This window comes from Bradyrhizobium sp. SK17 (assembly GCF_002831585.1).
Lineage (GTDB): Bacteria > Pseudomonadota > Alphaproteobacteria > Rhizobiales > Xanthobacteraceae > Bradyrhizobium.
Map to the genome: position 1 here is coordinate 213,414 of NZ_CP025113.1, position 20,318 is coordinate 233,731.

Below are 20,318 nucleotides of genomic sequence, written 5' to 3' on the forward strand. Positions count from 1 at the left end.
CAGGGATGAGCGACATGACGAAGCGCGGCAGGCTGTTGGCAACCCTTCTCGTGCTTCTCGCGCCCGTTGCGACATCCGCCCAGGAGTTCCCGGCCAAGCCGATCCGGCTGATCGTGCCGTTCCCGCCGGGCGGGCCGAACGACATCATCGCGCGGGTGATCGGACAGAAGATGTCCGAACTGACCAAGCAGCCGATCATCGTCGACAACCGCGCCGGCCAGGGCGGCGTGCTCGGCACCGATGCGGTCGCGAAGGCTGCGCCCGACGGCTACACGGTCGCGATCGCGAGCGCCGGCGCGCTGGCGATCAGCCCGAGCATGGAGAAGATCGGCTACGACACGTTGAGGGATCTCGCGCCGGTGACGCTGGTCGCCACCGTGCCGGAGACGCTGGTCGTCGCCACCGACGTGCCCGCAAGGAACATGAGCGAGCTGGTCGCGCTCGCCAAGGCGCAGCCGGGCAAGCTCAACTTCGCCTCCTCCGGCCCCGGCAGCCTGCCGCATCTGGCCTGCGAACTGTTCAAGCTGACGGCGAAGATCGACATCTTGCACGTACCCTATCGCGGCGCGGCGCCGGCGGTGAACGATCTCTTGGGCCAGCAGGTGCAGATGACCTTCCTCGACCTGCCGGTGATCCTGCCGCAGATCAAGGCCGGCGCATTGCGGCCGATCGCACTCGGTGGCCGCGAACGCGCGCCGACCGCACCCGACGTACCGACCACGGCGGAGGTCGGGATGCCCGACCTGATCATCGAGAACTGGTACGGCATGGTCGCGCCTGCCCGAACGCCGCCGGCAATCGTCGCAAAGCTGAACAGGATCGCCACCGAGGCGATGGCCGATCCGGCGATCAAGGCAAAACTCGCCGAGCAAGGCCTGACGCTGGTCGGCGACACGCCGGAGCATTTCCGCGACTTCATCGCCGCCGACATCAAGAAATGGGCGAAGGTGATCCAGGACGCCGGCGTGGTGACGACGAAGTAGAATTAGTAATCAAGCCGTCCGCGCAGTTCCTCGAACGGGATCATGACGTGCTTGCGAAATGGCGGGCGCTGTTGCAGCGTCCGATACCAGCGCTCGACTGCCGGCAGCGCCGGCCGCTCGATCTCGAGCTCGAAATAACGATAGAGCGAGGTCCCCGCGGTGATGTCGGCGAGCGACAGCGTCTCGCCGAGCAGGAAAGGTTTGGCTTCGAGCAGCCGTTCGAGCTTGGCAAAATGCTGCTCACAGCGGGCGAGCGCCGTCTTGATCGCCGGCCAATTGCGTTGCGCCTCGGGGGTGCGGAAGAATCCCCAGAACACGCCGCCGAGAAAATCCGGCTGCAATGCGGTCTGCGACCAGTCCATCCAGCCATCGACCCGCGCCCGGACGACGGGATCGTCGGACCAGAAGCGACCGTTGCCATGGCGTGCTGCGAGGTAGCGCAGGATGGAGTGGGATTCCCAGACCGTCGCGTCGTCATCCCTGATGACGGGCACGCGGCCATGCGGGTTCATCGCCAGGAACGCCGGCGCATCGAGCCCGCCGAATGCACCGCCGGCATCGATGTGCTGATGCGGCAGATCGAGCTCGCCGATCAGCCACATCACCTTCTGCACGTTGAACGAGCTGCGTCGTCCCCACACCCTGAGCATGGCACTCTCCCGCTTCCGTCAGCGCTGCGCCTCGGCGCGCAGATATTCCACAAGCTGCTTGGCGGCGCGCGGCAGCGCCTTGAAACTGCGGGCGCAGATCGTCAGCCGGCGATTGGCCCAGGCGTCGCGGATCCGTATCGTCGTGATCGGCATCGCCGCCGCGCAGCGCCGGGCCGCGGTTTCCGGGATCACGGCAATGCCGACATCGGCGGCGACCATCTGGCAGATCGCGTCGAAGCCACGCAGGCGGGCGCGGAAGCGCAGCCGCGCACCGAGCTTTGCCGCGTGGCGGGAAATATGGACTTGCAGCGCCGAGGTCGCGGTGAGGCCGACGAAATCGCGGCCGACCACCTCCTGGAAGTCGATCTGGCGTCGGTTGCCGAGATCACTGCGCCGCGGCGCCACCAGCATCAAACGGTCCTCGCTGAACAGGAAGCGCTCGACGCTGTCGGGCAGCGCGTGCTCCGCGGCGAAGCCGAGATCGGCCGCGCCGCTCGCGATCGCGGTCGCGATGTCGGTGCTCTCGCGCTCCTCGACATCGACGCTGATATCGGGATGCTCGTGCAGGAACGCCGCGAGCGCCCGCGGCAGGTGCTCCGACAGGCCCGAGGTGTTGGCGAGCAGCAGCACATTGGCGCGGACCCCGCTGGCATAAGCGGCGAGATCGCTCTGCAAGGCTTCGACATTGTGGATCACGATGCGGGCGTGGCCGAGCAGGCTTTCGCCGGCCGCCGTCAACTCGACGCCGCGACGGCCGCGCTTGAGCAGTGCGACGCCGAGCGCTTCTTCGAGACCCTTGATACGCTCGCTGGCCGACGCCAGCGCAAGATTTGCGCGCGCCGCGCCCTGCGTGATACTGCGCGCATCGGCAACCGCGATGAACAATTGCAAGTCGATCAGGTCGAACCGCATGATTTTTTCCGCCCCCGGCCTTCGGGCCACGCGAAGGCTAACTCCGTAACCTCCAGATTGTGCTGATCGCGTCGATCGGTCAATGTCCCGCCATGGTCGACCATCTCCTGATCTTCATCGCTTTCGCCTTCCTGCTCGCCGGCTTCGTCAAGGGTACGCTCGGCCTCGGTCTGCCGACGGTCGCGATGGGGCTGTTGGCAACCACGATGGCGCCGGGGCAGGCGATCGCGATCGTGATCGTGCCGGCGATCGTCACCAACATCTGGCAGACCTTCGTCGGCCCCTATCTGCGCGACATCATCAAACGGCTGTGGCCGCTGATGCTCGGCACGGTGGCCGGGATCTGGCTCAATGCCGGGCTGCTGACCGGGCCTTACGCCGCTTACGGCACCGTGGTGCTCGGCGTCCTGCTGGTGATCTACGCGGTCGTCGGCCTCAGCCGGTTCAACTTCAAGGTCGCGCGGCGCCACGAGAAATGGGTCGGCGGCATCGTCGGCGTCATCACCGGGATGATCTCGGCCGCGACCGGCGTGCAGGTCATTCCGTCGATGCCGTTCATGCAGGCGATCGGCATGGACAAGGACGAACTCGTCCAGGCGCTCGGCGTCTTCTTCACCACCGCGACCCTGGCCCTCGCCTTCAACCTGACAGCATCGGGACTGCTGACGGCAGCCACCGCACTGCCCGGCGCGGTGGCGATGGTGGCGTCATTCACCGGCATGTTCATCGGCCAGGCCGTCCGCACACGGATGCAGCCGGATGTGTTCCGCCGCTGGTTCCTGATCTCGATGATCCTGCTCGGCATCTACCTCGCCGGCAGCGCGCTGCTCAAGATCCACGGCTAGGCTCGCGCGCCTTGGCTGATGAACCGCGCCGGTAGGTGCTTCCGGCACCGATTTCGGACATCTGCAACGAAAGACCTTCGCCGCGATAGCCGAGTTGCCGTGAGATCTGCTCCGCCGCACCGGCAGCAACCTCAATGGCGGTCTCCAGCGAGGCGGTCATGTCCTTCATGGGAAGGAACGGCACCGTCAGCGCCGCAATCGTCTCGCCGTGAAAATCCCGGATCGGCAGCGAGATATTGGTGACGCCGGCGACCACCAGCGACGGCCGGATATCGCAAGCCTGGCGCAGGATCGATTCGATGTATGAATTGACCGTTGCCATGTCTTCGCCAGGGCCAAGCATGCCCGCGACAGTCTCGAGCACGCTGCGACGGCGTTCCGGCGGCAGCCCTGCAAGCAGCACCAGCCCCGAACTGGTCTCGTGCGCCGGAAACCGCGCGCCAGGCGAAACCGAGTAGCGCATCGCCAGCGGTGAATTGACCTGACAGACGATCGCCACCTCGGCGCCGGTCAGGACCGCCACGTGGCAGCTTTGGTTGATCGCATTGACGAGTTCACGCATCGGCCCGATCGCCGCATCGCTCAGTCCACGGATTTGCTGCGTCGAATGCGCGAGCGTGAACAGCTTCAGCGACGCGACATAGAGGTCACTCGCCGGATCGCGCTGCAGATAGCCGCGGCGCTCCAGCAGTTGGATGATCCGATAGACCTCCTGGATCGAGCGGCCTACACCAGCCGCGATCTGGCTCTGCTTCTGCGGCTCCGGCGTGACGGCCATGTACTCCAGGATGTCCAGAGCCTTTTCCGCAGCAGGCGCTCGATAGGTACCGGCGTCCTTGGCCGGCTCCTGCTCGTCCGCTGTCTTCGTCAAACGATGTCTCCCACGCCGTCCAGCGCGCTCCGCGTGTGCTTTGCATGCCCGATGGCCATTCGGCTGTCCATTCGTCGCAGGGGGCCGCAACAGCGCCGACCTCCCCGTTGACATCCAGTTTTTACATATGCAATGTGATTTTACTAATAAAAATTATCCGATCCAGGAGGCTGCGATGGGCGGAAGTGAAGATCTGATTCTCCGCGAGGAGATGCTGCCGGGCGTCGTGCGGCTCTGCTTCAATCGTCCGGACAAGCTGAACGCGCTCTCGCTGCCGATGTTGCGGCTGTTCGAAAGCCATCTCGACGACATCGCCGCGGATACCCGGGTTCGCGTCGTCATCCTCGAGGGCGCCGGAGGCCGCGCTTTCGTGGCCGGCGCCGACATCGAGGAGTATCGCGGCGGCCGCCGCGCTGAATTTGCCGCCTACCAGTTCGAGAGCCGGCGCATCTTCGACAAGCTCGAAGCCCTGCCGAAGCCGACCATCGCCAGCGTGCGCGGTTACGCACTCGGCGGAGGCTTTGAGCTCGCGCTGTGCTGCGATTTGCTGTTGTGCAGCCGGGACGCGCAGTTCGGCCTGCCGGAAGGCCGGCTTGGACTAAGCCCGGGCGGCGGCGGCACGCAACGCCTGACGCGCGCCGTCGGACGCCAGACAGCATCCGACGTCATGCTCGCCGGCTGGCGGTTGAGCGGTGAGCGCGCCTACCACCTCGGTCTGGCGGCCGTGTGCTGCGAGGGCGCCGAGCTCGACGGACAGGTCAGGACGCGCGCGCAGGCGATGCTGAAGGTCGCGCCATTGGCGCAGGCCGAAATGAAGCGGCTGATGCGGCAGGGCTTCGATGCGCCCCTGCCCGTCGCCCAGGGCTTCGAACAGGAAGTGCTGCTTCGCCTCTACGCCACCGATGACGGGCAGGAAGGCATCGACGCCTTCCTCTCCAAGCGCGAACCACGCTTCTCGGGAAAGTAGCCGCGATGTCCAGCGAAGTGCTGTCTCCCGCGGCCACAAGCCCGGAGGGCCAACGACCGCATCTCGGCCTCACCTGGGATCATCCGCGCGGCTATCAGGCGCTGGATGCGGCCGCGAAACTTCTCAATGTCCGGGCCACGACGCTGCTGTGGGAACGGCAACCGCTCGAAGGATTCGAGTCGCACCCGATCGGCGAGTTGGCCTCGCGCTACGATCTGCTCGTGCTCGATCATCCGCATATCGGCGAGGCGGTTGCACTGGATTGCCTGCTGCCGCTCGAAGCCGTCTTCTCCAGCGAGCAGATCGCCGCTTGGTCGAAGCACAGTATCGGGCCCGCGATGGCGAGCTACGCCTGGCAGGGACAGCACTGGGCGATTCCGCTCGATGTCGCCACCCAGGTCATGGCGCTGCGCCGCGACCTCCTCGGCGGAGCCGTGCCGCGGAGCTGGCCGGAGGTCGTAGAACTATCGAGAAGGAAACCAGTGGCGCTGTCGGTCGCCGGACCACACATCTTCCTGTGCTTGATGTCGATCGCGGTGGCGACGGGTGAAGAACCCGTCAACGGCGATCTGTTCCTGTCCGATACCACATTCGGCGCCGCGCTCGCGCTGCTCGAGGAATTATACCGTCGCAGCCCGGATTGGACGTTGCATCTCAATCCGATCGGCCTGCTGGAGGCGATGTCGGCGCGCGACGATCTCGCTCTCATCCCGCTGGTCTATGGCTATGTGAACTACACCCGGCCCTTGCCGAACCGTCACCCGATCGCATTCGCGGACGCGCCGGCGGGAGAATCCGGACGGCGCGGCAGCGTGCTCGGAGGGACCGGCATTGCGATCACGCGGCGGGCCCGGCCTGATCGCGCGCTGCTCCAGCATCTGGCCTGGTTGATGTCCGCCGAAATGCAGCGCGGGTTCATTCCGCTGCATGGCGGACAGCCTTCGCACCGCGAAGCCTGGTCCGATGCCGCGGTCAACCGCAACAGCGGACAGTTCTACGCATCGACCTTCGCGACGACCGAGGAAGCGTTCGTGCGCCCGCGTTTCGACGGCTACATCGCGTTCCAGAACAGCGCGGCGGACATCCTGCGCAGCGCGCTGTCGGAACGCACCCCGCATGCGCGCGTGATCGAGGATCTGCGACGGATCTGGCGCGCGGCACGGCATCAACAAGCCAATAACGGGAGGACGATTTGACTGACAAGGCGCTCGATCACATCACCATCATTGATCTCAGCCATCTGTTGCAGGGACCGTTCGCGACCCAGCTGCTCGCCGACATGGGCGCCAACGTCATCAAGGTCGAACGCCCCGGTCAGGGCGATCTGTTCCGGACGTTGACATTCAACAACCGCTGGGTCGGAGGCAAGGAGAGCCCGAACTTCCTGGCGTGGAATCGTAACAAGCGATCGCTGGCGCTCGATCTCAAATCGCCGGAGGCGAAGACGATCCTCTACAAGATGGCCGAGACCGCGGACGTCGTGGTCCAGAACTTCCGTCCCGGCGTACTGGCCAAGCTCGGCTTCGGCTACGAGGACTTCAAGCGCGTCAACCCGCGGATCATCTACTGCTCCGGTTCGGGCTATGGCGAGAGCGGCCCCTATGTCGACCGGCCCGGCCAGGACATGCTGTTGCAAGGCCTCACCGGCATCGCCGCTGCGACCGGCCGGGGCGACGGCCCACCGGTTCCGGTCGGGTCGGGCTTCTCCGACCAGGTCGGCGCCATGAACATGGTCTACGGCATCCTCACCGCCCTGCTGTGGCGCGAGCGATCCGGCAAGGGCCAGGAAGTGAAGGTCAATCTGATGTCGGCGATGCTGGCCCATCAGGGCCAGGAATTGCTGACGGCCATGAACTTCAACACCGACTTCACGCGGCCGAAGTCCGGCATCGGGCACCCGGGAATGGACGCCCCGTTCGGCGTCTACCCGACATCGGATGGCTGGGTCACGATCGCGATGAGCCCGTTCCGCAAGCTGGTCGGCGTGCTCGGCGACGAGACGCTGCTCGTCTATGACGATCCGAAGCTGCTGTTCGAGAAGCGCGACGAGATCTGGGAGAAGCTCGCGGCACGCACCAGGCTCTGGACGACCGCGGATCTGATGCGCGCCATGCTCGCGGTCGACATCTGGTGCGGCGAGGTCAAGAGCCATCTCCAGGCCACCGCCGATCCCCAGGTCGAGCATCTCGGCGCGATCACTCACTATGACCATCCGACCGCGGGCCGCGTCAAAGTCGTCGGACCGGCGGTCGCCATGAGCGAAACGCCGGCAACGATCGAGCGTCATGCCCCGCTTGTCGGCGAGCACTCGCGCGAGGTGCTGATCCAGTACGGTTTCTCGACAGACGAGATCGACGCGATGCTCGGGCGCGGCGCGGTCGCTCAAGCCTGACATCAGACCAAACAAACCAGTCACAAAAATAGCTCTGGGGAGGGCACATGTTTCACAAGGTGCGTTGGCAGCTCGTCGCGCTGCTGTTCATTGCAGGCATCATCAACTATCTCGATCGGGCCGCGCTGTCTGTCGCGGCCCCATTGATCACGCAGGAATTGGGGCTCGATCCGGCGCAGCTCGGCGTGGTCTTCAGCAGCTTCTTCTTCGGCTACGCCCTGTTCTGCTTCGTCGGCGGTTATGCCGCCGACCGTTACGGACCGCGCCTGGTGATCATCGTCGCGATGACGTTGTGGTCGGTGTTCTGCGGCCTGACGGCGACAGCGACCAGCGTCGCCGCGCTGGTGGTTCTGCGGGTGATCTTTGGCATGGGCGAAGGTCCCTTCAACACCACGATGGCGAAATTCATCGGCAACTGGTTCCCGAAGTCGGAACAGGCGAGCGCGATCGGGATCGCCAATTCCGGTACGCCGCTGGGCGGCGCCATCGCCGGGCCGATCGTCGGCTTCATCGCGCTGTCCTATGGATGGCGAATTTCGTTCATCGCGATCGCCGCGATCGGACTGCTATGGGTGCTGTTCTGGGCGCTCAGCTCCACCGACAATCCTGCACAGCACGGCCGGGTCAGCGAGGACGAACGCGCCGAGATCCGGCGGGGCCAGGCTACCGAGACGGCACAGGCGGAGCTTCCGCTCATGCACTACCTGCGACAGCCCGCGATCCTCGCCACCGCGCTCGCATTCTTCGGCTACGCCTACATCCTCTACTTCTTCCTGTCCTGGTTCCCGAGCTATCTGACGATGGCCCTGCATCTCAGCATCCAGAAGATGGCGATCGTCAGCGTCATTCCATGGGCGCTCGGCTTTGTCGGCCTCGCCTCGGGCGGCTTCGTCTGCGACGCGCTTGGCCGCCGGCTTGGCGACCAGGTCGCGGCGCGGAAGCTCGTCATGGTCGTCTGTCTGCTCGTCGCGGCGGTGGCCGTGGCGCTCGCCGGCATCGCAACCAGCCTCGAGGCCGTGATCGCGCTGATCGCGATCGCGGTGTTCTTCATGTATCTCAGCGGCTCGACCTATTGGGCGATCATCCTGGGGCTCGTCGAGTCCGGCCGGGTCGGCGGAGTCGCCGGCTTCGTCCACCTGATCGCCAACACGGCGGGAATCGTCGCGCCTATTGTCACCGGCGTGCTGGTCGAGAAAACCGGAAGCTTCGCAAGCGCGTTCGTTCTGGCCGGTGGGCTCGCGACCGTGGGTGCGCTGCTCGTCGCCTTGCTGGTGCGCGGACCTTCGTCTCGGTCCGCCGCGTTTGCCCAGGCGAGCCGACACTGAGTCCGTCCGTTCGTCCTCGGCACCCTGGGTATCGAGGACGAACTCCTCCTAACGCGCCTCCAGCATGGCGACGCGAATGCCGAGATAGATGAACAGTGCGCCGAGCGAGCGGTTGATCCAGGCGACCACGCCCGCCGATTGCCGGATGCGACCGGCGGCCCTTGCCGCGAAGGCCGCCAGCCCAAGGCACCACAGCGTGCCGCCGGTGATGAAGATCAGCCCGAGCGTCAGGAAGGCGAGCGTCTTGTGTGGAGAGTCCGCCGCCACGAATTGCGGCAGGAAGGCCAGGAAGAACAGCGCCACCTTAGGATTGAGGACATTGGTCAGCGCCCCCTGCCAGAACACCCGCGAGATCGAGGTTTCGACGCCCGGCCCGGCAAGCTCGACGATCAGCTTGGCGCGCGACAGCAGCATCTGGAGGCCGGTCAGCACCAGATAGGCCGCGCCGATCAGCTTGACCACCAGGAAGGCGGTCGACGACGCCATCAGCAGCGCCGAGAGCCCGATCGCCGCACCCAGCACGTGGACCAGGCAACCGCAGCTGATGCCGATCGCCGCCGCCGCGCCGCCGCGCCACCCGAGCTGGATGGTGCGCCCGAGGATATAGGCGGTATCCGGGCCCGGCGTGATGTTGAGCAGCAGGCCGGACAGGACGAAGAGCCAGAGTTCGTGAATTCCCAGCATGGCAGCGAGATTAACCTATGTAAGTAACCGCCCAGAAAGGATGCTCAGCTAGGCTGCGCCATCCCAGCGACACACGAATTCAGTAGAGAAATGGACTATACGATCCGTTGGTCGCATGCCAATTCCTGCTACTATGCATTATAGGTGCCTGCAAACCGGGCTTCCGCCGGACCCAGCCTGTCTTGTAAGTATCGGATTCGGTCACATCGGCTGAGTGGCCATTCCAGGACAAGGGGACATGGAAAGACGGCTCGCTGCAATTCTCTGCGCTGATATCGCCGGCTATTCCCGCATGATGGGTGTCGACGAGGCGGGGACGCATGCCTCGTTCAAGGCGCATCGCAGCGCGATCTACCCGTTCATCCTCAACCATGGCGGCCGAATCGTCAAAAACACCGGCGACGGTTTCCTGCTGGAATTTCCGAGCATCATCGGCGCGATCGAGGCTGCGGTCGCCATGCAGACCCTGATGGCCGAGCGCAACGAACATCTGCCGGCCGACCGCGCCATGCACTTCCGGATGGGCGTCCACATGGGCGACGTCATGGCTGACGAAGACGAGGTCTTCGGCGACGACGTCAACATCGCGGTCCGCCTCGAGACGGTCGCCGCGCCAGGCGGTATCGCGGTGTCGGACAAGGCCCGCACCGAAGCGGGACGCCGGCTCGCCGTCACGCTGACCGATGCCGGGCCACACCGCTTCAAGAACATCACCGAACCGGTCAGCGTCTGGACCTGGGCACCGGCCGGAGCTGATGCCCAGGAGCTGGCGCCGGAGGATGGACCGCATCTGCCGGGGCAATACCGTACCGCCATCGTCGGCGTGCTGCCGTTCGACAATCTGAGCGGCGGCGCCGACGAGTATTTCTCGGACGGCCTGACCGAGGATTTGATCCACGCGCTGTCGCTGCAATCCTTTTATCGCGTGCTGAGCCGCAACTCGACCTTCGCCTACAAGGGCAAGAACGTCTCGACCCGCCTTATCGCGCGCGAGATCGACGCGACCTATTTGATCCAGGGCTCGGTGCGCCGCGCCGGCAACAAGATTCGCGTCACCGCCGAATTGATCGCGCCGGAGCGCGGCGAGCAGCTGTGGACCGGCCGCTATGACCGCGACATGGGCGACCTGTTCGCGATGCAGGACGAGATCACCTCCAATCTCTCCGCCGCCGTCGCCCAGGAGATCTATCGCGCCGAGGCTTCGGCGCCGGCGCGCTCGCCCAACTCCGAGCTGACCGCGTGGGACCGCTTCCTGAAGGGCCTGTCGCACTATTATCACCAGACCAAGGGTGATTTCGAAATCGCGATCGCGCTGTTCAAGGAGGCGATCGAACTCGATCCCGCGCTGTCGATCGCACGCGCCTATCTTGCCACCATCCAGATTCAGGGCTCCCAGTTCGGCTGGATCCCGAGCACGCGCGAATTGTGGGTGTCCTCGGTCGGCCTCGCCGAAAGCAGCGTGCGGCTCGACCCGCGCTCGTCCTTTGCTTTTTCGCTGCTGGCCTATCTGCACGCGATGCAAGGACACTACGAAGCCGCGATGGACGCCATCAAGCGCGCGATCGAACTCAACCCGTACGACATGGGCGCGCGCGGTGTGCTCGGGATCTGCCACATGGTGATCGGCGACCACCGCAGGGCGGTCGAGCTGTTCTCGATGGCGGTGCAGCGCGACAACAGCGATCCCCGCTATCAATGGGGCGCCCTGAACGCATTCAGCCATTATTTGCTCGGACAATACGACGCATCGCTGTCGTGGTCGCGCGAGACGCTCTACCTCAACCCGAACCACCTTCAGGGCCTTGCGGTGCGCGCCGCGGCGCTCGCCCAGTTGGGACGCGCCGACGAGGCCGCGCAGGCCGTGCAGTCGCTGCTCGACAACCATCCGGGGCTGACGGTCGAGCGTCACCTGCGCAATTTCCACTGGAAGAACCCGGCCGATATCGCGCTTTACCGCGATGGCCTCTTGAAAGCCGGCGTCCCCTTCGGCAAACTCGCCCTGGTTGCATCTGCGTCGAAATTCGCCGTCGACTCCTGAGCGAATTCATCCACTGTTATTGGATGCCTTTTAAGCTGATGTTTTTCAGGATGTGGTTTGATGTCCGATACGCCTGCTCACGAGGCGCCTGCCGCGCAGGTCTCCCCTGACAATCCCTGCCCGTTCCTGCGCGCGCTGGTCGCCGGCGGCTATGTCGGTGGCCATTTCGTGCCACTGCCGAAGCTGACCGAAACCATCGACCGTGCCACCGGCAAGACCGGCCTTCCAGCGCTCAGCGCCGGCGCGAAAATCTTCATGGTCGCGCAGATGGCGAACGGCATCGGTCCGTTCAGCCAGGTCCGCAGCCTGTTGCAGGGCGCGATCCTCGACGAGCTGCGCAACGGTCCGCTCGACAAGCACGGCGCCGGCTCACGCATCCTCGATCAACACGCTGTGGTGCACGAAGACGAGATCGCGCGGCTCGCGACCTTCGGCCGGGACTACACGTCTCCCGACGGCAGCGTCGAACGCGGGCTGTCGGCCGCCGAGATCAAGACCTTCATGGCGGCGAACTTCCAGCGCGCCAAGGACGAGCAACCACCGTCCTATGCCATTCTGCACTGCTACTATCCGCTGTTGATGCTCGGCGAGTGGCCGGTGCTGCTCGACATCATGGGCAAGGGCGAAGGCAAGGACCGCTATCTCAGCGTCGCAGAGGTCAGGACCCTGTTCGTCGAGAAGCGCTTCCCCGACCGCATCGTCGCGCTGCTCAACGGCTGAGACTGGATTCTTTTTTGACGCGTTTTCTTCACGCGAACCGGTATCGACTTCGCTTGAAAACGCTATGCCTCACTTGAACAGCGGCGTGCCCGGCACGAAGGCATCGAACGCCGCCCAGAACTGCGCGCGGTAGCGATCCTGCTCCTGGAGGATCTCGTGCTTGGAGCCGGCGATCACGAGATGCGAGCCGGCGCGCAGATGATAGGCGAACTCCTCGATCGCCGCGGTCGACACCACCTCGTCATTGCTCGCCGCCAGCATCAGGATCGGCTGGCGGATCTCGGACGGGTACGACATGCCGCGAAAGGTGCGCATCGCGGTGAATGCGGTGTCGGCCCAGGCGATCGTCGGCGCGGCGATGCCGAGCGTCGGGTCTTCTTCCAGGATCGCGGCGTTACGGGCGTGGCGCACCGGATCGCTGGTCACGGGATTGCCGATGAAGGGCGCGAGGCCGACCAGTTCGCTGCCGCCGCCGGGCACGTAATTGCTGCCCTGACCGGTCAGGCGCATGATCCGCAGCAGCGCGGTCGGGAAGAACGACACACGGCGGCGCGGCAGGTCGATCATCGGCGCCGACAGCACCATGCGATCGAACCAGCGCTTGCCGGCATGCGCGAGGCGCAGCATCACCGCGCCGCCCATCGAATGCGCCAGCGCGAAATAGGGCGGCGGACAATCCGGCAGCACCACCTGCTGGACGAAGGTCTCGACGTCGACCTCGTAGTCGGCGAAGTTGCGCACATAGCCCTTGCGCGGATCGCGCAGCCGCCGCGACGAATGGCCCTGCCCGCGCCAGTCGATCGTCGCCACCGCGAAGCCGCGGTCGCGCAGGTCGCGCACCGTCTCGAAGTACTTCTCGATCATCTCGCCACGACCGCCGAACACGCAGACCGTGCCCTTGCGGCCGGGCGGCGGCGCCCAGCGCGCGAAGCGCAGCTCGGCTCCGTCCGGGGTCTTGATGGTGCCACTGACAACGTCGTCCGGAACCGGGTTGGCGGGAATCGAGACGAGCGTCATGAAGGAGACCGGAGTGCTGGGACAGGGTGAGGATCAAGAACGCCGGCGCCGAAAAAAGCGACGCGGTTTCCGCCTCTTGAACGCGACGTGACCCCTCCCATATCACCACAGTGCAGGCCGCTACCAGTGTTTCGGAACCGGAACATCAGGCTGCACACATCTAAGCCCGGCCCGATTGGCGGGCGGGTAACTGAAACAGTCGCTCATTGGAGGACTACCCTATGCGTAGCTACGACCTCACTCCGTTTTATCGTTCCACCGTCGGCTTCGACCGCCTCTTCAACCTGCTCGATCAGGTGACCTCGGACGGCAGCCCCGGCTATCCCCCTACAACATCGAGCGCACCGGCGAGAATGCTTACCGGATCAGCGTCGCGGTCTCCGGCTTCTCGCAAGCCGAGCTTTCGATCGTCGCGAAAGAGAACACGCTGACGATCAAGGGCGAGAAGTCCGCCAACGAGAACTCCGGCAACGGCTCGGAAGTGCTCTACCGCGGCATCGCCTCGCGCGCCTTCGAGCGTGTCTTCCAGCTTGCCGACTTCGTGCAGGTGAAGAACGCCTCGCTTGAGAACGGCCTGCTCCATGTCGATCTCGTCCGCGAGATTCCCGAGGCCAAGAAGCCCCGCAGCATTCCGATCGGCGGCGGTGAGAAGGCCCCGCAGGTCGTCGACGGCTCGGCGAAGGTCGCTGCCTGAGCAATGCCCCCCGCGTCAGCAGATATTGGCTGATCGCGAAAACGCCCCGGGAAACCGGGGCGTTTTTCTTTCCGGTAATGGCTACTCCAACCCCTGCACCTTCGGCATCGCCTGGGTCGGCAGGATTGCCGGCGCCGGCGCCGCCGGCGGTGGAGCCGCCTGCCCCACGGTCGGAACCTCGGCCTGCTGAACAGGCTGCGGCGCCACCGCCTGGGTCTCTGGCTTCGGCGCGACGGCGGCCTGCTGGGCAGGCTGGGGTGCGGCCGCCTGGGTCGGCGCGGGCTGCGGCACGACTGCCTGCGCGGCTGGCGCAGCAGCCTGCGCCGGAGCCTGTGCAGACCTGGCCGCAAGCGGGCTCCGCTTCGGGACCGGCACGCGGCTCGCGACATGCGGGATCGGGGCCGGCGGCCGCGGCACCCGGACCCGGATCGGCGGCGGCATCGGGCCAACCGGGCCGTAGGTCGCGCTCAACTCGTCGTCGTAATTGTCGCCCATCCGATAGGCCGGCGTGAAGCGGATGATGTGCCCGTCGCGGGCATCGATCACCAGGCGCCCGTCATCGCCGCCCTGATCGATCACCGAGATCGTGTAGACGAAGCCGCGCTGGCGGGGCGCGCCGAGCGGCAGATAGCCGTTCTCGCGGAGCACGGTGTAGACCTCGACCGGCGGCAGCAGGCTCGGGACCCGGCCAAAGCGGGGCGGCGGTGGAACCTCGGGCATCGCAGCGTAGGGCCCGTCCATGTCCGAGACCCTGATGAACGACGGGCCACCGAGCCGGGCGGACGTCACGAGCTGCGCCTCTGCCGAGGCTGCGCTGAGCGCGAGGGCGGCGGCCGCAACCGAACCTGTGAACAACTTCATCGCCGTGACTCCTGTCTGGCCCGCCGTGAGGAGCGTTCCCGCTCTCTTGCTGGCTTGCCCGGGAGCAAAATTTCAGTTTGAAATCCGGCGGTCCTTGGTCGCTCCTTGGGCCAGATCACGGCGTGTTTGCTTCGAATCGGGGGCGCGGCGCAGCCGCCGAGCCGGTCGATCTGAGCATGCGGGCGAGGACTTCCTCGCGCTTGTGTGATAGACAAAAATTTGGCAAGGTCGAGGTTAGGACAGCAAGGCTGTCTCAATTTCGAGGCCATCCCGGCATGGGGATTGCAACGAGAACCTTCGTGAGGAGGACCTCGGCGCCCCGGGCTTCGAAAATGCTGCAGGCAGGGCCGTCCCGCAGGGGACGTTGAAACGCCCGTCGTCTGAATTTAGGAAAATGCGGCTCGCGGCGGACGAGCGGTGGCCCGGTGGGTGCCGCAACGTCCAAGGTGCGCCAAAGCGGTGAGGCCCCTTACGAAAGGGAGAGGACACATGAGCGGGTCGGAATTCGAGCGCGAAATCATCGTGGCAGGTGCGCTGTCGGCGACCGCGGACTCGAAAGCCGCCGAGCCCGCGCGTGAGCTGCATACATGGCGTCCTGAAGCCGAAGGCCTGTTTGATCCGAGCCTGGAGAAGGACTCCTGCGGCGTCGGCTTCATCGCCAACATCAAGGGTCAGAAGTCGCATCAGATCGTCTCCGACGCGCTGAGCATCCTGTGCAACCTCGAGCATCGCGGCGCGGTCGGCGCCGACCCGCGCGCCGGCGACGGCGCCGGCATCCTGGTGCAGATCCCGCACGCCTTCTTCACCCGCAAGACCGGCGAGCTCGGCTTCAAGCTGCCGCAGCCCGGCGAATACGCCATCGGCTCGCTGTTCATGCCGCGCGATGCCGCGTGGCGGAACGTGATCAAGAGCATCATCGCCGAGCAAATCAAGGACGAGGGCTTCAAGCTGCTCGGCTGGCGCGACGTGCCATCGGACAATTCCTCGCTCGGCGTCACCGTGAAGCCGACCGAGCCCTACCACATGCAGGTCTTCATCGGCCGCAACAATGCGGTCAAGACCGAGGACGATTTCGAGCGCCGGCTCTACATCCTGCGCAAGTCGATCTCGCAGGCGATCTATCAGCGCCGCGACCGCGGCATGTCCGGCTACTATGTGTGCTCACTGTCCTGCCGGACCGTGATCTACAAGGGCATGTTCCTGGCCGACCAGCTCGGCAAGTACTATCCCGACCTGCACGAAGCCGACTTCGACAGCGCGCTGGCGCTGGTGCATCAGCGCTTCTCGACCAACACCTTCCCGACCTGGTCGCTGGCGCATCCCTACCGGATGATCGCCCATAACGGCGAGATCAACACGCTGCGCGGCAACGTCAACTGGATGGCGGCGCGGCAGGCCTCGGTGCATTCGGAGCTCTACGGCAAGGACATCAGCCGGCTGTGGCCGATCTCCTATGAAGGCCAGAGCGACACCGCCTGCTTCGACAACGCGCTCGAATTCCTGGTGCAGGGCGGCTACTCGCTGCCGCACGCGGTCATGATGATGATTCCGGAAGCGTGGGCCGGCAATCCGCTGATGGATGAGCAGCGCCGCGCGTTCTACGAATATCACGCCGCGCTGATGGAGCCGTGGGACGGCCCGGCCGCGATCGCCTTCACCGACGGCCGCAAGATCGGCGCCACGCTCGACCGCAACGGCCTGCGCCCGGCGCGCTATCTCGTCACCAAGGACGACCGCATCGTGATGGCGTCCGAAATGGGCGTGCTGAAGATTCCGGAGGAGCAGATCGTCACCAAGTGGCGGCTGCAACCCGGCAAGATGCTGCTCGTCGACCTCGAGCAGGGCCGCCTGATTCCGGACGACGAGATCAAGGCCGACCTCGCCAAGAGCCATCCCTACAGCGACTGGCTGCATCGGACCCAGATCCAGCTCGAAGAGCTGCCGGATGCGCCGGCCAAGGGCGTGCGCTCCAACCTGCCGCTGCTCGATCGGCAGCAGGCGTTCGGCTACAGCCAGGAAGACATCACCATCCTGATGACGCCGATGGCGTCCACCGGCGAGGAAGCCGCCGGCTCGATGGGCAACGACACGCCGATCTCGGCGTTGTCGGACAAGCCGAAGCAGCTGTTCACCTACTTCAAGCAGAACTTCGCCCAGGTGACCAACCCGCCGATCGATCCGATCCGCGAGGAAATCGTCATGAGCCTGGTCTCGATCATCGGGCCGCGGCCGAACCTGTTCGACCTTCAGGGCGTCGCCTCGACCAAGCGGCTCGAAGTGCGGCAACCGATCCTGACCGACGCGGACCTGGAGAAGATCCGCTCGATCTCCGATGTCGCCGAGACCCATTTCAAGTCGCGCACGCTGGACACCACCTTCCACGCCGGCTTCGGCGCGGCGGGCATGGAGCAGGTGCTCGACGAACTCTGCGCGCGCGCCGAGGGCGCGGTGCGCGAGGGCATCAACATCATCATCCTGTCGGACCGGATGACCGGCACCGACCGGATTCCGATCCCGTCGCTGCTCGCCTGCGCCGCCGTGCATCATCACCTGATCCGCACCGGCCTGCGGACCTCGGTCGGCCTGGTCGTCGAGTCCGGCGAGCCGCGCGAGGTGCATCACTTCGCCTGCCTCGCCGGCTACGGCGCCGAGGCGATCAACCCCTATCTCGCGTTCGAAACCATCCTCGCGATGAAGGACCGGCTGCCCGGCGCGCTCGAGGACTACGAGATCGTCAAGCGCTACATCAAGTCGATCGGCAAGGGCCTGCTCAAGGTGATGTCCAAGATGGGCATCTCGACCTACCAGTCCTATTGCGGCGCGCAGATCTTCGACGCGGTCGGCCTCAAGGCGGACTTCGTCGCCAAGTATTTCGCCGGCACCCACACCAGGATCGAGGGCGTCGGCCTTGGCGAGATCGCCGAGGAGACCGTGCGGCGTCACACCGACGCGTTCGGCGACGGCCAGATCTACAAGAGCGCGCTCGATGTCGGCGGCGAATATGCCTACCGCACCCGCGGCGAGGACCATGCGTGGACCGCGGAATCGGTCTCGATGCTACAGCATGCCGCGCGCGGCAACTCGCTGGAGCGCTACCGGGCGTTCGCCAAGATCCTCAACGAGCAGTCCGAGCGGCTGTTGACGCTGCGCGGCCTGTTCCGGATCAAGAGCGCCGAGGACGACAAGCGCAAGCCGGTGAAGCTCGAGGACGTCGAATCGGCCAAGGACATCGTCAAGCGCTTCTCGACCGGCGCGATGTCGTTCGGCTCGATCTCGCGCGAGGCGCACACCACGCTGGCGATCGCGATGAACCGGATCGGCGGCAAGTCGAACACCGGCGAAGGCGGCGAGGAATCCGACCGCTTCAAGCCGCTGCCCAATGGCGACAGCATGCGCTCGGCGATCAAGCAGGTCGCCTCGGGTCGCTTCGGCGTGACGACGGAATATCTCGTCAACTCCGACATGATGCAGATCAAGATGGCGCAGGGTGCCAAGCCCGGCGAAGGCGGCCAATTGCCCGGCCACAAGGTCGACGCGACGATCGCGCGCGTCCGGCATTCGACGCCGGGCGTCGGCCTGATCTCGCCGCCGCCGCATCACGACATCTACTCGATCGAAGACCTCGCCCAGCTGATCTACGACCTCAAGAACGTCAATCCGGACGGCCAGGTCTCGGTCAAGCTGGTCTCCGAAGTCGGCGTCGGCACTGTAGCTTCCGGCGTCGCCAAGGCGCGCGCCGACCATGTCACGATCGCGGGCTTCGAGGGCGGCACCGGTGCTTCGCCCCTGACCTCGATCAAGCATGCCGGCTCGCCGTGGGAGATCGGCCTCGCCGAAACCCACCAGACGCTGGTGCGCCAGCGGCTGCGCAGCCGCATCGCGGTGCAGGTCGACGGCGGTTTCCGCACCGGCCGTGACGTCGTGATCGGCGCGCTGCTCGGCGCCGACGAGTTCGGCTTCGCCACCGCGCCGCTGATCGCGGCGGGCTGCATCATGATGCGCAAGTGCCACCTCAACACCTGCCCGGTCGGCGTCGCCACCCAGGACCCGGTGCTGCGCAAGCGCTTCACCGGCCAGCCCGAGCACGTCATCAACTACTTCTTCTTCGTCGCCGAGGAAGTCCGCGAGATCATGGCGCAGCTCGGCTACAAGACGTTCGACGAGATGGTCGGCCAGGTCCAGATGCTGGACCAGACCGCGCTGGTCTCGCACTGGAAGGCCAAGGGCCTCGACTTCTCCAAGCTGTTCGTGCGGCAGCAGGAGGAGAAGGGCCAGACGATCTATCATTCGGAGAAGCAGGACCACCATCTGGAGGCCGTGCTCGACCGCCGGCTGATCGAGCAGGCGCAGGCCGCGCTCGATCGCGGTGCGCCGGTCAAGATCGACGAGGAGATCAACAACACCGACCGTTCCGCCGGCGCGATGCTGTCGGGCGCGGTGGCCAAGATCTACGGCCATGCCGGCCTGCCGCTCGACACCATCCACGTCAACCTGAAGGGCACCGCCGGACAGGCGTTCGGCGCCTGGCTCGCCAAGGGCGTCACCTTCGAGCTCGAGGGTGAAGGCAACGACTATGTCGGCAAGGGCCTCTCGGGCGGCTGCATCATCGTCAAGCCGCCGAAGATCTCCGGCATCGTGCCGGAAGAGTCGATCATCGTCGGCAACACCGTGATGTACGGCGCGATCGCGGGCGAGTGCTACTTCCGCGGCATCGCCGGCGAGCGCTTCGCGGTGCGTAACTCCGGCGCGGTCGCGGTCGTCGAAGGCGCCGGCGATCACTGCTGCGAATACATGACCGGCGGCATCGTGGTGGTGCTCGGCAAGACCGGGCGCAACTTCGCGGCCGGCATGTCCGGCGGCATCGCCTATGTGCTGGACGAGGCCGGCGACTTCAGCAAGCTCTGCAATCTCGCGATGGTCGAGCTGGAGCCGGTGCTGTCGGAAGAGATGATCAACGAAGGCACCTATCACCACTCCGGCGATCTCGAGGCGCATGGCCGGGTCGACGTGTTCCAGAACCTGCTCGACTCCGACGTCGAGCGGCTGCACGTCCTGATCACGCGTCACGCCAAGCTGACCGGCTCGAAGAAGGCGGCCGAGATCCTCGCCAACTGGAAGACCTGGCTGCCCAAGTTCCGCAAGGTGATGCCGGTGGAGTACCGCCGCGCGCTGAAGGAAATGAAGGCCAACGCCGACGCCGAGCCGAAAATCGCGATCGGCGCGTAACGACGCGAGCTCGTCATTGCGAGCGCAGCGAAGCAGTCCATCCGCGGACGGATGGATTGCCTCGTCGCTCCGCTCCTCGCAATGACGGGACCCGACTGAACAAATTTGGACGAACACATGATGCAGGGGCATC

Annotated in this window: 15 protein-coding genes and 1 pseudogene; 10 read left to right on the forward strand and 6 right to left on the reverse strand. The window is 65.5% G+C overall.

From position 1 onward, the window contains the following. Nucleotides 1-14: 14 nt before the first annotated feature. A complete protein-coding gene (locus CWS35_RS01045; RefSeq protein ID WP_100955934.1) occupies nt 15-983 on the forward strand; it encodes a tripartite tricarboxylate transporter substrate binding protein in 969 nt (322 codons plus the stop codon). 2 nt (nt 984-985) lie between these two features. Here the strand turns inward: CWS35_RS01045 and CWS35_RS01050 are convergent, their stop codons facing one another. Both CWS35_RS01050 and CWS35_RS01055 read right to left on the reverse strand, forming a co-directional pair. Beyond that, nucleotides 986-1,633: a glutathione S-transferase family protein gene (locus CWS35_RS01050; RefSeq protein ID WP_100950285.1), complete on the reverse strand. Its 648-nt coding sequence runs from the start codon at nt 1,631-1,633 to the stop codon at nt 986-988. 18 nt (nt 1,634-1,651) lie between these two features. Beyond that, nucleotides 1,652-2,545, reverse strand: a complete 894-nt coding sequence (locus tag CWS35_RS01055) for a LysR family transcriptional regulator (protein ID WP_024584816.1) — start codon at nt 2,543-2,545, stop codon at nt 1,652-1,654. A gap of 92 nt (nt 2,546-2,637) precedes the next feature. On the opposite strand from CWS35_RS01055, the gene CWS35_RS01060 reads away from it, so the two are divergent. Next, nucleotides 2,638-3,390: a sulfite exporter TauE/SafE family protein gene (locus CWS35_RS01060; RefSeq protein ID WP_100950287.1), complete on the forward strand. Its 753-nt coding sequence runs from the start codon at nt 2,638-2,640 to the stop codon at nt 3,388-3,390. On the opposite strand, the gene CWS35_RS01065 is transcribed toward CWS35_RS01060, so the two are convergent. After that, nucleotides 3,374-4,351: an IclR family transcriptional regulator gene (locus tag CWS35_RS01065; RefSeq protein WP_168226243.1), complete on the reverse strand. Its 978-nt coding sequence runs from the start codon at nt 4,349-4,351 to the stop codon at nt 3,374-3,376. The two genes, CWS35_RS01060 and CWS35_RS01065, sit on opposite strands and share 17 nt — an antisense overlap. 85 nt (nt 4,352-4,436) lie before the next feature. On the opposite strand from CWS35_RS01065, the gene CWS35_RS01070 reads away from it, so the two are divergent. The 4 genes from CWS35_RS01070 to CWS35_RS01085 are packed head-to-tail and all read left to right on the forward strand — an operon-like array spanning nt 4,437 to nt 8,945. Beyond that, nucleotides 4,437-5,228, forward strand: a complete 792-nt coding sequence (locus CWS35_RS01070) for an enoyl-CoA hydratase/isomerase family protein (protein WP_100950291.1) — start codon at nt 4,437-4,439, stop codon at nt 5,226-5,228. A gap of 5 nt (nt 5,229-5,233) precedes the next feature. Further along, nucleotides 5,234-6,424: an extracellular solute-binding protein gene (locus CWS35_RS01075; protein ID WP_100950293.1), complete on the forward strand. Its 1,191-nt coding sequence runs from the start codon at nt 5,234-5,236 to the stop codon at nt 6,422-6,424. Continuing rightward, complete coding sequence (locus tag CWS35_RS01080; RefSeq protein WP_100950295.1) at nt 6,421-7,620, forward strand: CaiB/BaiF CoA-transferase family protein; 1,200 nt, start codon at nt 6,421-6,423, stop codon at nt 7,618-7,620. The genes CWS35_RS01075 and CWS35_RS01080 overlap by 4 nt, the downstream gene beginning before the upstream one ends. Nucleotides 7,621-7,667: 47 nt before the next feature. Continuing rightward, nucleotides 7,668-8,945, forward strand: a complete 1,278-nt coding sequence (locus tag CWS35_RS01085) for an MFS transporter (RefSeq protein WP_100950297.1) — start codon at nt 7,668-7,670, stop codon at nt 8,943-8,945. Between the two features lie 48 nt (nt 8,946-8,993). Here CWS35_RS01085 and CWS35_RS01090 read toward each other — a convergent pair whose 3' ends face one another. Beyond that, complete coding sequence (locus CWS35_RS01090) at nt 8,994-9,629, reverse strand: LysE family translocator (protein WP_100950299.1); 636 nt, start codon at nt 9,627-9,629, stop codon at nt 8,994-8,996. 238 nt (nt 9,630-9,867) lie between these two features. Between CWS35_RS01090 and CWS35_RS01095 the strand changes: the two genes are divergently transcribed. Beyond that, a complete protein-coding gene (locus tag CWS35_RS01095) occupies nt 9,868-11,667 on the forward strand; it encodes an adenylate/guanylate cyclase domain-containing protein (protein WP_024584813.1) in 1,800 nt (599 codons plus the stop codon). 60 nt (nt 11,668-11,727) lie between these two features. Then, nucleotides 11,728-12,387 carry a hypothetical protein gene (locus CWS35_RS01100; protein WP_100950301.1) on the forward strand — a complete coding sequence of 220 codons (660 nt, stop codon included), beginning with the start codon at nt 11,728-11,730 and terminating at the stop codon, nt 12,385-12,387. 69 nt (nt 12,388-12,456) lie between these two features. On the opposite strand, the gene CWS35_RS01105 is transcribed toward CWS35_RS01100, so the two are convergent. Further along, nucleotides 12,457-13,404 carry an alpha/beta fold hydrolase gene (locus tag CWS35_RS01105; RefSeq protein ID WP_024584811.1) on the reverse strand — a complete coding sequence of 316 codons (948 nt, stop codon included), beginning with the start codon at nt 13,402-13,404 and terminating at the stop codon, nt 12,457-12,459. A gap of 221 nt (nt 13,405-13,625) precedes the next feature. Here CWS35_RS01105 and CWS35_RS01110 point away from each other — a divergent pair. Continuing rightward, nucleotides 13,626-14,098, forward strand: a pseudogene (locus CWS35_RS01110) (Hsp20 family protein). 81 nt (nt 14,099-14,179) lie between these two features. On the opposite strand, the gene CWS35_RS01115 reads toward CWS35_RS01110, so the two are convergent. Next, complete coding sequence (locus tag CWS35_RS01115; RefSeq protein WP_100950303.1) at nt 14,180-14,959, reverse strand: hypothetical protein; 780 nt, start codon at nt 14,957-14,959, stop codon at nt 14,180-14,182. Between the two features lie 489 nt (nt 14,960-15,448). Here CWS35_RS01115 and gltB point away from each other — a divergent pair, with 489 nt between their 5' ends. Continuing rightward, nucleotides 15,449-20,185: a glutamate synthase large subunit gene (gene gltB / locus CWS35_RS01120; protein WP_100950305.1), complete on the forward strand. Its 4,737-nt coding sequence runs from the start codon at nt 15,449-15,451 to the stop codon at nt 20,183-20,185. The last annotated feature ends 133 nt before the right edge of the window (nt 20,186-20,318 follow it).